This is a genomic window from Comamonas brasiliensis, from assembly GCF_018292285.1.
GTDB lineage: Bacteria > Pseudomonadota > Gammaproteobacteria > Burkholderiales > Burkholderiaceae_C > Comamonas > Comamonas brasiliensis.
This window is the reverse complement of the sequence record NZ_JAANES010000005.1, coordinates 20529-35513: the sequence shown is the minus strand read 5'-3', so window position 1 is coordinate 35513 and position 14985 is coordinate 20529. Positions and strand designations below refer to the sequence as shown.

The 14985-nt window shown below is 60.3% G+C and carries 8 protein-coding genes; 3 read left to right on the top strand and 5 right to left on the bottom strand.

From position 1 onward, the window contains the following. Positions 1 to 161: 161 nt before the first annotated feature. From DJFAAGMI_RS19305 to DJFAAGMI_RS19285, 5 genes are all read right to left on the bottom strand, one after another. The gene (locus DJFAAGMI_RS19305; protein ID WP_211458454.1) at positions 162 to 1370 is read right to left on the bottom strand and encodes a hypothetical protein; all 1209 of its coding nucleotides are present in this window, start codon (positions 1368 to 1370) and stop codon (positions 162 to 164) included. A gap of 49 nt (positions 1371 to 1419) precedes the next feature. Further along, complete coding sequence (locus tag DJFAAGMI_RS19300) at positions 1420 to 4233, bottom strand: fimbria/pilus outer membrane usher protein (RefSeq protein WP_249334557.1); 2814 nt, start codon at positions 4231 to 4233, stop codon at positions 1420 to 1422. 146 nt (positions 4234 to 4379) lie between these two features. Further along, positions 4380 to 5132, bottom strand: a complete 753-nt coding sequence (locus DJFAAGMI_RS19295; RefSeq protein WP_211458452.1) for a fimbrial biogenesis chaperone — start codon at positions 5130 to 5132, stop codon at positions 4380 to 4382. Positions 5133 to 5198: 66 nt separating this feature from the next. Next, complete coding sequence (locus DJFAAGMI_RS19290) at positions 5199 to 5774, bottom strand: fimbrial protein (protein WP_211458450.1); 576 nt, start codon at positions 5772 to 5774, stop codon at positions 5199 to 5201. 383 nt (positions 5775 to 6157) lie between these two features. Continuing rightward, entirely contained in the window at positions 6158 to 6733 is a 576-nt protein-coding gene (locus DJFAAGMI_RS19285) for a fimbrial protein (RefSeq protein ID WP_211458448.1), read from the bottom strand. A 908-nt stretch (positions 6734 to 7641) separates the two neighbouring features. Here DJFAAGMI_RS19285 and DJFAAGMI_RS19280 point away from each other — a divergent pair. The 3 genes from DJFAAGMI_RS19280 to DJFAAGMI_RS19270 are packed head-to-tail and all read left to right on the top strand — an operon-like array spanning position 7642 to position 14956. Beyond that, positions 7642 to 10464, top strand: coding sequence for an ATP-binding protein (locus tag DJFAAGMI_RS19280; protein ID WP_211458446.1), 2823 nt, complete (start codon positions 7642 to 7644; stop codon positions 10462 to 10464). A 5-nt stretch (positions 10465 to 10469) separates the two neighbouring features. Further along, positions 10470 to 11693 (top strand): EAL domain-containing response regulator, encoded by a 1224-nt coding sequence (locus DJFAAGMI_RS19275; protein WP_211458444.1) that lies wholly within the window; start codon positions 10470 to 10472, stop codon positions 11691 to 11693. An 11-nt stretch (positions 11694 to 11704) separates the two neighbouring features. Then, positions 11705 to 14956: a hybrid sensor histidine kinase/response regulator gene (locus DJFAAGMI_RS19270; protein ID WP_211458442.1), complete on the top strand. Its 3252-nt coding sequence runs from the start codon at positions 11705 to 11707 to the stop codon at positions 14954 to 14956. The last annotated feature ends 29 nt before the right edge of the window (positions 14957 to 14985 follow it).

Below are 14985 nucleotides of genomic sequence, written 5' to 3'. Positions count from 1 at the left end.
CCGCTGCAAGGTGTTGAAGCGCTGGCTATTCCAGCTGACGCTTCAACAAGCGCTGCAGCAAGCAGCTACCCCCAGCGGCCCGAGGGGCCGGCATAGGGAAGGCATATGAGCCATCAATGTGCATCGCGGGTCCGAGTGCTTGTTTCCTGGGCTGACAAGACTCAGGGATACAGCACCGTCACCGTGGCCTGCGCTGTCAACTGATCCGCTGTCAGCGCACCGGCGGCATAGCCAGGAGCCCGGACATATTGCACGGTAAGAGGATGGGTGACCGTCTGGCCCGCAAAAGTACCGCTCTGTGTCACGCCTGCGGCAAAGCTCGGCTGGGAACCACCCGCGGGCGGCGCGCCAAACTGTATGGGGTTGGTATTGCTGCCGGAATACATTCTGAGATTGACCTTGCCCGCCAGCGGCCCCGTGGTAGTCAGGTACGTGTTGCCCCCCCCACCCCCAGCGTTGGCATCGCTGAAGTACATCTCGTAATTGGAGTTGGCACCGCAGTTGACCGCTTGGATAAAGAACTGCCTCTCTCCCGAAGAACCCTCCGCACGGCTCGCGCCATTGGTGGGAACCGATCCGGTTGTACCTTTCGGTATAGTCACCGACTGGGTCAGGTTGTTAGCAATCGGAAACTGGCAAGTGGGTGTCGGTGGCTTGGGTAGCTCGGGCAAGGCGATAACGCCGCCGATCAGCGCATTTGCAATGTCATTGATCACCGGAGCGCATGACTGATTGACGATGGTCGGATAAATGTCCGAGACAGTCACGAACATCTGCATGCTGCCCAGAGCGGTTTCACGCGAGAAGTCCCCTACGCCGCCGGCATATGCCCTGACATCGGTCACGACAAGCTCGAACTTCCACTTAAACCGGTACTGCTTCGTTTGGGCTCCGAGAGAGCTGGTAGCGAATCTTGCCGGGTTCCAGTAGGCGACGGGGCCTGCGATGACTGTGCCGATCGGAGGAAGCGCGTTGCTGAGCGAGGCATTGAGAACGTCCTCGTAACCCGCCCATTTCAGTCTCAGCCCCAGGCCCGGAAATGTTTGCAGCGGCAGGGTCTGGTAGGGGCCAGTGGCAAACGGCATGATGATCGAGGGCGACGTGGTGAAGTTGGCCTGCACCTGATGGGCCGTTATGAGCTGGCTGAAGGTGACATCGGCAATCGGCACACCGTTCTGAATGCCGGTGAAATCTTGCAAGATGTTCCAGGCGCCATGGGCCTGCATTGTAGATGCCTCGCATGACTGGCCGCCTGCGGCCAAGGCTGCGGGCGCATGCAGGGCACCGGCGGTCACGGCACAGGCTGCCATGGCCTTGGCAACCCAGGCCCAGCGCGAAGAGGGTGAAGAGGGGCGAAAAAGGGTTTTCATGGGTCGAATTCCTTATGGGGTACGTTGAACCAGAGCGTGGGCAGCGGGATCAGGACCCCTGCTTGGGCACCAGATCGGGATCGGTGGCCTGGGCCACGCCGGATCCCTTTTTGTGGGACGCTGGCGGCACGGGCTTGGCGTCGGTACAGCTCAGCGCCAGGCGCTGGTAGTTCTCGCCCTCGGCCTTGGCGGGCAACTCGTAGGGAATGCGGCATTCCTGCTCATCCCAGATAACGCGCAACTGGCCTTCGGCCTGCTCGGGCTGCAGCATGGTCAGCACGCGACCACGAGGATCGGTGATGCCAAGCCGCGTGCCGTCTGCGCCTTCCACCACGGCACCGAAAGGCATGGGCGAGCCGTCGGGCTGGGTCAGCTCGAACTGCACGCGACGGCCTTCCTCGCTCTTGAAGGTGGCCAGCACGGCCGCGCCACGGCGCGGGATGACCTGCTCCATACCGCCTTCGATCTCGACGTCGGCGCTCATGCCCTTGCCGTCGATCGCAATCCAGTTGGCACGATACGGAACCGCGTTGGGCACGACGGCATAGCCGTTGAGGCCGGTTTTCACGCCGCGATAGCTGGACACGCGAATATCGGGCACTGGCGGTTCGACCTGGGCCAGCGCAAAGGTTTCGCCCAAAGGCTGGGCGAGGTTGACGCCGCCCTGGTGCGCAACGATGGAACCGTTGGCCTGCAGCGTCGCGGTGTTGGAGCGGTTGCCCACGGAGTAGCCGGCATTGAGCTGCGCCACCGAGGTGGTGGCACCCAGATAGCCCGATGCCGAGCTATTGCCATTAGTTTCGCGCTGGGCCATCACCGAGTAGCTGATATCGCTGTCATTCGGCAGCCTGCCGCTGATACCCGTCTGCACACTGGTGCCGGCCTTCTGGTGGCCCACGTTGGTGTACATATTGGGAGCACTGCCGCCCTTGCCCAGCGGGAAGGTGACGGACAGAAAGACCGCGTTATCGCTGTAGCGGCCGCCCGCATATTGCGAGCTGGCCACATTGCGCGAATGCGTCAGGCTCAGATTGAAAGAGGCAGGACCCCAGGTGTTGCTATAGCCGGCAGACACACTGCTGGTCTTGGAGCCGTCCCAGTTGCGACCGCCGGTGGCGCTTGCGTAAAGACTGCCGTAGCGCGTGCCGACACCCAGGTTCTGGCTAAGGTACAGGTTCAAAAGCGTGCGGGGCGTGCGAGGGCTGAAGCTCAGGCCGCTCGCAAGATTCCTCGCCTGAACATGATCGTTCAGGGTGCGAAAGCCTTCGTTCAGGCTTTCCTGCGCCGTGAAGGACACATTGGTGGCCGTTTGCTCGAAGAACTGGCGGTAGATAAAGCGCATGCGGGTACCGGTCTCGCTGCTGCCGCTAACGCTGCTGCGCGAATGCGCGGCGTCCAGCGAGAAGGCACCGGCCGTGGTGTTCAGGCCTGCGCCCCCCGAGAAGATCTGGTAGCCGGGCGCCATCTGCGCACCGCCAGCCAAGGTGGTGTTGCTGCTCAGACCATAGAGGACCGAGGTACTGCCAAACGCAGGCGTGCTGCCGCCGTTGTAGTTGTTGCGATACTGGCCGACAGCGGCGTCGTACTTCAGACGGCCTTCACGCACCATCAGAGGCGGGCTGGAGAACGCCTGGAAGGAGACGCGGCGCCTGCCGTCGGCCTCGATGATGGTGATTTCCAGATTGCCGTTGGAGCCCGAGGGTGCCAGATCGGTGATCTCGAACGGACCCGGAGCCACATTGGTGGTGTAGATCAGGAATCCGTTCTGGCGCACTTCGATGGTGGCGTTCGATTCGGCATTGCCGCGAATGACGGGAGCATAGCCTTGCTGGCTGTCGGGCAGCATGGCGTCGTCGGAGGCCATCTGCACGCCGCGAAAGCGCACGCTGTCGAACAGCTGCGAGGTGGTGTAGGTATCGCCCATCCAGAGCTGGCTGCGCAGCTCGGTCAGATCGCGCTGCACATAGGTGTTCTGGCTGCGGAACTGGGTCGGTTGCCGCGAACCGCTGCTGAGGTAGGAGTTGTTGCGGAAACGCCAGGCGCCGATATTGACGCCCATATTCAGACCCAGATTGGTGCTGCGATCGTCGGCCAGCCCCCCCGAATTATTGGTGAAGCGCGAGCTGAAGTTGTAGTTGGCAAAAGCCACGGGCACACCTTCGCTCCACAGCGCCGGCTCCACATAGCCGCGACGTGCCTGGCTCATATAGACCTGGGGAACGTTCACGTTCAGACGCAGACGGGCGGCGTCGAACTGCGCGCTGGCCTGGGGGATCAGTTCGGGCAGGCGCAGGCAAGAGGGGTCCTGGCTCGCGGCCTGCTCCCAGTCGATCTTGGCCATATCCAGGCCGGCCTGGATGAGCATTTCCTTGGTAAAGCAGGGCTCGACCTCGCCGGTCTTGGCGTTCAGCGAGAACAGCATGTCGATGCGGGCGGACTGCAGCGTGTTGACAAACAGGTCGACGCGGTAGTTGCCGGCAATGACTTCGCTGCTGGACAGCAGGGTTTTCACGTCGACGCTGGAGCCCAGGCCTTGCAGAAAGGCGGTACTGAAGCCCTTCATCACGCCCTGGCTCAGAGCGGCATGATCGAGCGCGGCAACCTGCACAGGCTGCTTCGTAGAAGCGGCTGCCGCTGCAGACGAGGCGATGCTTTCTCCATCTCCAGGCAATGTCAGCTGCGCCACGACTGCGGCCTGCTGGGCAGGGGCCTTGGCGGGCTCCTCCAGGGCTTGCGCAAATGCCCAGTAGGGCAGGAATACGCCCAGCGAACCAAACAAAACCTGGCACAGCGGGTTCAGGCGGAACGACATAGGGCTGCCGTGGGACGGCTTAAAAGGGACCTTGGACTTCAGCTTGCTCATGATCGAACGCTCGGGGATAGAAAAATTTGGACAAAAGTCCCCACCGCCCGGGATCGCCTCAGGCGATCCAGACTCATAAGTCCTTCGGTTGTAGGGTCTGGCGAAAGTGAGGCGCGAAAAGCCTAGTTCTGGCTACGCTCGGTGACCTAGTCGGTCTGCGCCGGCACTAGCACTGATGAGCCGCCGACTTGCGCCTGGTACGACTCCGAACCGCCGTAATCATTGATGGCCGTGAAGCTCACCGCCGAAGCGGAAGCGGCACTCTTGAGGGCAAAGCTCTTGCTCTCACCGGGCGCAATCATCACGGCCTCGCTCACGCGCTGCTTGTCGGCGCCCGAGCCCAGGTCGATACCTGTGGTGGAGACATGGAACGCTGTTGGGTTCTGCACCTTCAGCATCGGCTTGCCGTCGGCGGTGTCAGCGCTCCAGCGCAGGGCTGCGGGCGCTTCTGCGGCCGTGCCCGGCAGGCCGGTGGGGCGATAAAACATCTTGATGCGCTGGCGAATCGCGATCTGCAGGGAGTTTTCCGCTTCTGCCTGTTGCGGGATTTCCTGCACATTCACCCACAGCACCGATTCGCGGTCCGAAGGCATGGCATTGGCACCGCCGGCATAGAGCACGCGCAGCAGCTGTTGGCCGTTGACCTGCATTCTGGCCAATGTGGGGGTCATGGCAAAAGGCAGCTCGCCCTTGTCGTCAGGAGCATTGCTCTCAAGCCAGGATTGGATCAGAACCGGATTGGCGCCATTACGCACAATCAGGCTGGCTTCCTTGTTCTTGCCGTCGAAGATGACGCGCGTGGTGTTGAGAGAAATATCGGCATGCGCACCGACAGCGCCCGTGAGCATCAGGGCCAGCAGCACGCGCCGGGCGAAGGTGTGAATACGAGATACGGACACTGTGTAGGGCCTTCCATGAAGTCCTTTCGCAGGACTGAAAATGCAGCCCGCGAAAGGGAAACCGATTTAGTTGTAAGAGAGTACGTAGGTAGCAGAGCCGTTGGCAGCGCCACTTGTTACATCGCTGGTGGTCTTGCCCGCTTGCAGCGTGTAGTAAGCCTTCAGGGGTTCCATGACAAAACCGCCACTCAGCGTGCGGGGTGCCAAAGTCACGGATCCGCCGCTGAAGTCCAGCGCCGTCGTCCCTTGCACCAGCATGATCTGCACATTCGCGGCTCCGCCAGTCACGGCAATGCCTCTGCCGCTGCGCGTTGTGGGAGTCAGTGTGAGCTGAACTGAAGTGGAGTTAGTGCATGCCAGGAGAAGATTCATGGCTGTAAAAGCCGAGGCGGCACCGCCGCCCGAAGCCACTGTCGTGGGAGCCGCTTCGGTGCCTATGTCGTTCGTCGACACCGTCCCCATGTTGTAAGTCAAATTATTGCCAGAGACGGTGGCACCGGCGTCTGTCACGGAGCAGGTGACCGCATTGAGCCCGCCGTTGAAGGTGATCGTACCGCTGGGGCCCAAACTGTAGGCAGCCTCAGAAACGGTCGAAAAACCCAGAGCGGACAGGACGGCGATGCTGAGGATTGCTTTTTTCATTTCCGTAAATCTATAAAGTGAGGGAGAGACGATCACTGAAGCCTGTTGCGCGCCTATCCCGGTCAATAGCTTCATCACAACAAAGCACGGCCAGAGACAGCGCAGAGATAAAGCTCAAAATCACACAAGCTCCGCACAAGTCCTATTCGTCCCCACCCAGCATTGGACGATGCCAACAAGGCCATCCGGGGTAGCAGAAAACCTGTACAAGATCTGATTTAAACCAGCCCTCCCGAGCAAGAAACTTCTGAATCTGACTGCAAGGAGAACCGAAGCCAGGCATCCCGATTGGCGCAAGTCACTAACAAGGACCGCCAAAGCCTCGGTCGCATCTTTGATGCAAGCTCTTCGCAGGCCTTGCAGCCTGCGAAAGAGAAGCCGATTTAGTTGTAAGACAGCAGGTAAGCAGCAGTAGCGTTGGCGGTACCGGCGTCCACGTCGGCAATAGCCTTACCAGCCTGGAGCGTGTAGTAAGCGGTCAGGGGAATGCTGGCCGTGCCGTTGACCAGAGGAGCATTCAGAGTCACGGAGCCAGTAGTGAAGTCCAGAGGCGCGCCAGCTTGCATCAGCATGATCTGCACGTTGGTGGCTGCACCAGCCACGGGCGCCAAGCCAATGCCCTTGCCCGAGGCCACGGTGGGGGTCAGCTTCAGGTCAACCGAAGCACCGCTGGAGCACTCCAGTGTCAGGTCCATGGCAACGGGCAAAGTGCTGCTGGTACCTGTGGAGGCAGCGGGCGTGAGTTCGGAGCCCAAAGCTGTCTTGGAAACCACACCCATGTCATAGGTCAGAGTGGAACCACCAGCGCTGCCAGCACCGCTGGAGTGAGCAACGCAGGAGTCAGCGTTGATCGATCCGTTGAAGTTGATCATGCCGCGCGCGCCTTCAGCGGCATGAGAGGCGACAGAGGCGAAGCCCAGAGCGGACAGAACGGCGATGCTGAGAATAGCTTTTTTCATTTCAAGAACTCTAAAGTGAAGGTTAGTGATGGATGGAGCCAGTTACGCATGGATCGCGGTTGGTAGCTCTATCGCAGCCATGTGCCAACGGGTCAGCACATAGGAACGAAGTTTAGGAAGAGCCCCCCCTCGCGGGTCTCGGACGATTCCTAATCTCCAGCCAAAAAAGCCGCGCAATGTCAAGCAATGTCAACTAGGGAAAGCGCGAAATTCTTTAACTTAAACCAACCCACTCAAGAGAGCTTCGTATCCGCCTGAAGGAGGATCCCGAGCCTCCAACGTCTATAGGATGAGAGAGATCAATGGCCAGATATATGCGCCTAACGAAGACTCAGCGCGTTACCTGACGTGCAATCCAGGCGTGGCGATGTGTCAGTTCCTTGCGGTGGCCAACGGCAGGTCGACCGCCCCTGAAGGATGGCTCGGAAGATGGTGTGCGGTGCGGTGCATGCACCTGCTGCCGTGTCGGTGCAGGTCATGGGCGCATATATAGGGCATGTTCTGGCCCTGCACTCAGCACCGAAAGACTCGGCTGCAGGGTTTGATGCTGCTTTGACAAGCGCAGAGCCTGCAGCGGTGGAAGCACTGTGCTTTCGCCGAAAAATGGGAAGCGGGGAAACGGAGAAACGACACATACGTGCGCTGAGTTGCAGTGCGCTCCAATGCTGCGACCCGGCTTTGTGCCCAGCCGGAAACGCATACAGCTCATCGGCATGCCAAGCCCGAAGCTGATCACGCACAAAACACTATCGACAGGGAGCCGCAATCGCTGGACGCTTGCGCACCCCTGGCTAGCGCGATAACTATTGAAGCCAGCCGATCTGGTCAACAAGTTCAAACATTTTGGTACTCATTAGATTCAGATTCATCTGAACCGCAAGAGGGCACTCGCTTCATAGCATTTGCCTATGCATCGACTGCCCCTCAAGCCCATCACAAAAAATGCCGCGACGGCCACGCGCCTGCCCACGGTATTGCTGTATGCGCTTGCGGCTTCCTCGCTGCTTTGTATCGTCACCATGGCATTGCTCTACAGCTTCTGGTCGATCAACGAAAGTGTTTCGGGCTACCGGCGCCAGATGAATGCTGCCGCCTACAACGCGCAGCTTTTCTTTGATCAGCGCGAACAGTTGCTACGCGCCACGGCCGCCTCCGCTGTCCGCAGTCTCAAACCATTTCCGGCGACCGAAACACTGGGCTTGTCCGGCCTCGCCAGGCAACTCGAGATCTATCCGTTGCCAGAGGGCGAGAGTCGCCACGAGTGGGCCTTGGCTCTGACTCCACGGGATGTTCATGACAACAGCCGTATCAAGACGACGCTTGTCTACACGTCCAAGAGCAGTGGCGCCACCCTGCCGGTATTAGGCGACAAGGCCTCGGCAACGCCTGATATTTCGCCGCAAACCCAGAAGTGGATTGCCAGCGCGCTGCTGCGCGAGAACCCCAAGGTCGGAATCTCGGGCAGCTCGCCGCTGGTATGGCTGAATCCCCCCACCGACGATGGTGAAAGACTGTTCCTCTATACCCCCATCGACGGAACCGACACCGCCAGCGGGTGGCTGGGCATCACCTTCGACGATATCGGCTCGGCCCTGGACCTGACCAGCATGGCAGGGGGCAGCTATGTCCTCTACGACCCCAATGGTCACGCAACACTGCGGGGTGCCAACGCACCAGACATGGACAAGGACTCGCTGCACATCACGCGCACCGACAACTTCGGCATCGTCTGGGAGGGCAGCATTCCCAGATACCTGGCACTGACCAAGTCCGTAGGCCACGCAGGCTGGCGCCTGAAGTACTACATGCCCGTCAGGCAATTGCTCAAGGACAACGCGGCCAAGCTCTACGGTGCACTGACTCTTTGCGCAGCGCTCGCGGTCGTTCTGCTGCTGGCCTCTTTCTATATCCACCGCAAGCAGCTGACTCCCGCGAGATCCAACTTTCTGGCGCTGATGGACAGCGTGACCCTGAACAGAAAGCTGTTGAAGACCGCCCCCGTCGGTCTGGCCCTGCTGCGGCAGGGCGACCGCGACCCCCTGCTCTCCAACGAGTTGGCGCAGGCCTGGCTGAAAGCCGAGCACCAATGGAAGCACATCGTCGAGTCCCCCGACCTGAGCGGCGTTGACGAAGACCTGGAACTTGAAGACGGCCGCGTGGTCCAGCGCACCTTCACGCCAATGACCTATTGCGGTGGTCCAGCCATGCTGTGCACCATCAACGATGTCACCCAACTCAAGCAGACGGAGTTGTCGCTGGTCAATGCCATGCAGGCGGCCGAAGCGGCAAACCAGGCCAAGACGCTGTTCCTGACGACCATGAGCCACGAGATCCGCACGCCGCTCTACGGCATTCTCGGCACGCTGGAGTTGCTGTCGCTCACCGGGGCCACCGAGCAGCAACAGCAGTACCTGGACACGCTGCGCCACTCGTCCACCGTCCTGCTGTCGACCTTGAACGACACTCTGGACCTGTCGCGCATCGAGGCAGGCTATATGACACTCGAGCGTAGGCCACTGGCTCTGCTGGAGGTGCTGGACAATGTGGTTTCCACCTTCTGTGTGCGCGCAGAACGCAAGAATCTGAGGCTCTACTCCACGGCTTCCGTCAATACGCCATTGCAGGTGCTCGGAGACGTCACGCGGCTGCGTCAGATTCTGGACAACCTGGTCAGCAACGCCATCAAGTTCACGGTGAGCGGACATATCGTGCTGCGCCTTCGCTCGACACCGGTCGACGATTTCCATGTGCAGCTGGAGTTCGAGGTTGCCGATACCGGCATCGGCATCGCTGCCGAGCATCTGCCGCAACTTTTCCAGCCCTACTTCCGCACCGACTCCGATATCGACCAGCTCATCCAGGGCACGGGCCTGGGACTGTCCATCTGCTCGCGCCTGTCGCAGATGATGGGCGGTGAACTTGCCGCGACCAGCGAACTGGGTATCGGCACACGCATCTCGTTCAAGGTGACGCTGCCGATCGCCGTAGAGTCCGGACCGGACAATCTGCCCAGGCTGTCGCCCCAGAAGATCTACGTGCGCAGTGCAATCCCGGAAGTCGTGAGAAACCTGTGCGGCTGGCTGCGCCTCTGGGGCGCAATGGCGATGCCCTACCGCGAGCATCACTCCTCCATGGATACACAGTCACTGCTGATCGAGGCCTGGCCCTGGGCAATGCCTCTTGCGCAATGGCAGCACCGGCGCATCGTCATGCACCCGCCGGGCGCCCGGCATGGAATCACCGCAGACCGCCACACCTTGCTGATCAGTGCCCACGGCATCCTGGGCCTGGGCCGCGCAATAAATGGAATGCAGCAAGGGCACGGCCTGGTCACTCCCACCGGCCAGGTCGACCTCGACCTGATCAATATGAACCTGCTGGTTGTCGAGGACAACCCGATCAGCCAGCTGATATTGCGCGAACAGCTGCAGCACCTGGGCTGCACCGTGGCGGTTGCAACGAATGGGCAGATGGCCCTGAACCGACCCGACATCCAGGACTTCGACGCCATCCTGACCGATCTGCACATGCCGATGCTGAACGGGTACGAGCTGGCCTTTGCGCTGCGGGAACGTGGCTACACGCGCCCGATCCTCGGTCTGACCGCCAATGCGTTTCCCGAGGAGCAACGGCGTGGCCTTACCTCCGGCATCAACGTTTTGCTGATCAAGCCGCTTGCGATAGACCAACTGCGAAAAATCCTGAACTCGATCAAAGCCGAGGGGAGTTAACCATCATGCTTTCCAAATACAGAATCCTTGTCCTGGACGACCACGAGTTTTCCTGCGCGCGCATCTGCTCCATACTCGCGGATGCCGGATTCGTTCACGTCAAGGCCGCGCAAACCGGCGAACAGGCCTTGAAGATGATGCACGCGGAACACTTTGAAATCGTCATCATGGACATCAGAATGCCGGACATGGACGGCCTGCAGTTCATCAGCCGGCTCGCAAGCGAAAACCTGACGCCGATGCTCGCGATCTCCAGTTCCTGCTCGCGCCGCATCATGAACAGCGTCAGCCTGATGGCCAAGGAGGTCGGGCTGTTCGTGCTGGACGCCTTCTCCAAGCCGTTCGACCCCTGCTATGCCCACAAGATCATCGGCAAGCTGCGTCACCGCGTGGCGACGCAGACCTCCAGCCCGGATCTACGCTTTGGCCAGCCCCTGGTGTTCGACAAATCGGCCATAGAGACCGCACTGAGCACCCGCAAGATACAGGCGTGGTTTCAGCCCAAGATGGCACTGCGCACCGGTGAGATCGTCGGCGCTGAGGCGCTTGCCCGCTGGGATCATCCCGAGCACGGCTTCATGCTGCCGGGCTCGTTTCTGGCCGCCATCCACCATTGCAAACTCGAGCGGCAGCTGCTCCAGCGCATGCTCGAGGATGCACTGACCGCGCATCGACAGTGGCGCGACATCGGCTATACGATCCCCGTTTCCGTCAATCTCCCAGTCCCCCTTCTGGAGAACCCGGATCTGCCGGACGAACTGGAGCAGACCGCTCGCAAATGGGAAGTTCCCCCAGGCAACATCAATTTTGAGTTGCTTGAAGACGAGACAACCGCTGCGCCAGCGCACTACTATATGGGTGCAAGTCGGTTGAGGCTGAAGGGCTTTGGCCTTTCCCAGGATGATTTCGGTAAAGGATACAGTTCCATGTACAACCTGATCTCGATGCCGTTCACGGAACTCAAGATCGATCGCGCATTCGTGACCGGCGCCACCGATGATGCGACCCGCGGGACGGCGCTGACGTCCGCAGTACAACTGGGCAAGCAGCTGGGCCTGACCGTCACCGCCGAAGGCGTCGAAAGCGTCACGGACCTTGAATTTCTGCGCCGCATCGGCTGCGACTGCGTACAAGGTTTTCTGATTTCTTCCGCGCTGAAATCCAGCGACTTCGCCATGCTGCTGAACAACGATCAACGCAGACAGTTTTTCCCTCCGGAGGCTGCGTAGTCATCGCTGATATGCAGAACACGCCAATCCATCGAATCACGCGCACGTCGCGCCGGCAAAACTGGCTGCTGTTCGGCATACTTCCCATAGTCGTCGCTCTGGTGAGCGCACTGCTCTGGGGAGGACAGCGCATCATTGATCGGGAGCGCGACCGACTGCTGGTCGACTTCAGCACCTTGGTCGGCTATATCAAGGAACAAGAGATCTTCCTGAGCCAGCTTCGTGCCCAGAGCCAGGACCTGGAAGCCATCCCTTACTCCAGGGTCACCAGCTTCCATGAAGTGGATGCACCTGCGGACTGGAGGGCTCGCCTGTTCCTGGGCCAGGAATCGGTGGTGGACATGCCGTTTTCGCTGGCCTGCGCGCTGCCCGCCAAGTGCTCTGCCGCTCCTGGAACACTATTCCAGCTGGGCAGCTATCTGTCCGATTTCTATTCGACGTTCTGGGCGTCCTCCTATTTCCCGGCTGCTGCCGTCTTTTTCGTGAATCCGGCAGACAGCACCAGCATCAGCGTGCCGGCGATCAATACCTATGCCGGCTATGAAGCCATCAGCATGGACATGTTCCGAACCGCGGTTTCTGCGATTCAGGAAAACCTGGCGGCACGGCCGGGTCCCGCCACGCAGGCACCAGGCAAGCGGCTGCCGTCGTTCAATCCCAACGAAGTGCACTGGTTCAAGGCTGCGGCCTTGCCCAACAAGATGATAGGCTGGGTCCCGGCGGGATTCCCGTCCGGCCTGTGGGGCCCGTCCGGCCCCTCCCAGAACATCTATGCAGCCACGCTGCTCAGCCGCGAGCGCATCAACGTGCTCGAGAGAAGCACTGCCAGCGGACTGCCCTTTCAATTCTGGCTGAAGCATCAAGATGTCACTCTGATGGGAGGCGGCTCCGAGCCAGTGCTCACCAAGCTTGGTCTGTCCTTTACAAGCGCCGGGCTGGTGTGGAAGGCGTTGGATGCAAGCGGCAACTGGAGCGGCACCTATCTGATCAGCTACGCCAGCTTTTTCAGAGGCCATATGGGGCTGCTTGTCGGTGCGGCCATCTTTGTGGTTCTGAGCATGCTGGCCGGCCTGAGCTACACGTATTGGTACAAGCGCCGGGTCATGGAGCCAGCCGTGGACGCCCAGCGCAAGATTGACGAACGCGATGCGTTCAATCGCACCTTGATCCAGACCGCCCCCGTCGCGCTATGCGTGATCAGCAAGGCAAGTGGTGAGCTGGTTTTCAGCAACTCCATTGCCTTGGACTGGCTGGGCGGCGAGTCTGGCCATGCGCAGCCGCTGCAGGCCAACGCCGTCCAGCTCCTGCGCTCCCTGCGCGCTGTCGACCAGTCCGGCAGCATGGACAACCTGTACATAGACAACGAGCGCACGCTGTCGGTTTCCTACACCCCGGCGCGCTATATGGATGAGGACGCCGTCCTGTGCGCGTTTACCGACATCAGCACGCGCGTCGAGATCGAGCGCGCGCTGGAGCGTGCACGCCGCGCGGCAGACGAGGCCAGCGAAGCGAAATCCACCTTTCTGTCCACGATGAGCCACGAGATCCGTACGCCGCTATATGGCGTGCTGGGCACGCTGGAGCTTTTGACGGCCACGCGACTGGATGGGCAACAACGTCAATATGTCAACCGCATTGAAGGCTCTTCGCAAATCCTGCTTCAGCTGATCAGCGACATCCTGGACGTCAGCAAGATAGAAGCCGGACAGCTCAAACTGGAGCGCCTGGCCTTCAACCCACGCGAACTCGTGCAGGATTGCACCGGCTCCTATGCAGCCATGGCGCAACAGAAAGGACTGCTGCTTTTCTCTGCCGTTGACACCAGGATTCCCGATTCCGTGCTCGGCGACCCCGTGCGCGTGCGCCAGATTCTCAACAACCTGATCAGCAACGCGATCAAGTTCACCAATGTCGGCAGCATCATCGTCCGATGCCTGGTCCTGGATCACACTCCTGGCCACGTGACGCTACAGATCGAAGTCGCCGACAGCGGCGTAGGTATTGACCGTGAAGACCAGAATCGCCTTTTCACGCCGTTCTACGTCGTCGATGGCAGCCGGCATGTCGTGCGTGGTGCCGGTCTGGGTCTGTCGATCTGTGCACGACTGGCCGAACTCATGGGCAGTTCCATGCAAGTCAAGAGTGAAAAACAGGTGGGCAGCGTCTTTTCCATTGCGTTGACACTGGATGTGGACAATCAGACCATCACCGACTTCCCCGACCTTTCCGACACCCAAATTGCCGTGCGTACACCGCACCCGGAGCTGACGGAGAACATCTGCGCCTGGCTGAGCCGCTGGCACGCGCAGGCCGAGCCGCTTGCCCAACCCACCTCTGCCCACACCTCGCGTGCCCTGCTGCTGGATGTGCTGTCGGGCAGCACCACTGCGCCTCCCGACTGGAAGGGGCACTACGTCAGCATCTCTCCCCAGCTGCAGGAGTCGACCCATCCTGAAATCGATGCTCAAGATGTGCTCAGCATCGGCCGGGGCATCCAGCGCATACTGCACAACCAGCAACTGATAGTCCCGCCGGAACCCGTCATGCCACGGTTCTCGATACGCATCCTGGTTGCCGAGGACAACCCCATCAACCAGACCACCATACTGGATCAGCTCGAACGACTGGGATGTCAGGTCACCTTGGCCGAGGACGGCGAGGATGCGCTGGCGCTATGGGACGTGCAGCCGCATGACTTCGTGCTGACCGACGTGAACATGCCGCTCATGAACGGCTATGAACTGGCCCGCACGCTCCGCTCTGAAGGTGTGATGTGCCCCATCATCGGAATTACCGCCAATGCCATGCTGGACGAACAGCGGCGCTGCGTCAGCGCTGGCATGAATACCTGGATGGTCAAGCCGATCGGCCTCAATACGCTGATACAGATGCTGCGTGAGTACGCGCCTCACTCCGAAATCGGAGCCCATGACACGGCTGCACCCAGGCGACCCGATATCGCACCAGTGCACATACCCGAAGGGCCTGCCCAAGTGCCCGCAAAGTACCGTGATCTGTTTCTACGGACCATGCACGAGGACGTCCTCAAGCTGGAGCGGTCCAAGCAGAACAGGCGCGTGGACGACATCATCCTCACCTTGCACCGCATCAGCGGTGCTCTGGTCGACGTCAATCATTTCTCCCTGGCGCAACGAATGCAAAAGCTCGAAAAGCACTTGCACTTCGACAGCTTGAACGACGACACTGAGGCCGAACTGAGCTTCATGATTGAAGACCTGAAGAATTTCCTGGCGGAGGTGTAGTTCCCGGAGCCGTTGTCAGATTCGACACT

Bases quoted from the DNA above. Each gene is read 5' to 3' on its own strand.
- DJFAAGMI_RS19305 (WP_211458454.1), bottom strand. From the start codon at position 1,370: ATGAAAACCCTTTTTCGCCCCTCTTCACCCTCTTCGCGCTGGGCCTGG.
- DJFAAGMI_RS19300 (WP_249334557.1), bottom strand. From the start codon at position 4,233: ATGAGCAAGCTGAAGTCCAAGGTCCCTTTTAAGCCGTCCCACGGCAGC.
- DJFAAGMI_RS19290 (WP_211458450.1), bottom strand. From the start codon at position 5,774: ATGAAAAAAGCAATCCTCAGCATCGCCGTCCTGTCCGCTCTGGGTTTT.
- DJFAAGMI_RS19285 (WP_211458448.1), bottom strand. From the start codon at position 6,733: ATGAAAAAAGCTATTCTCAGCATCGCCGTTCTGTCCGCTCTGGGCTTC.
- DJFAAGMI_RS19280 (WP_211458446.1), top strand. From the start codon at position 7,642: ATGCATCGACTGCCCCTCAAGCCCATCACAAAAAATGCCGCGACGGCC.
- DJFAAGMI_RS19275 (WP_211458444.1), top strand. From the start codon at position 10,470: ATGCTTTCCAAATACAGAATCCTTGTCCTGGACGACCACGAGTTTTCC.
- DJFAAGMI_RS19270 (WP_211458442.1), top strand. From the start codon at position 11,705: ATGCAGAACACGCCAATCCATCGAATCACGCGCACGTCGCGCCGGCAA.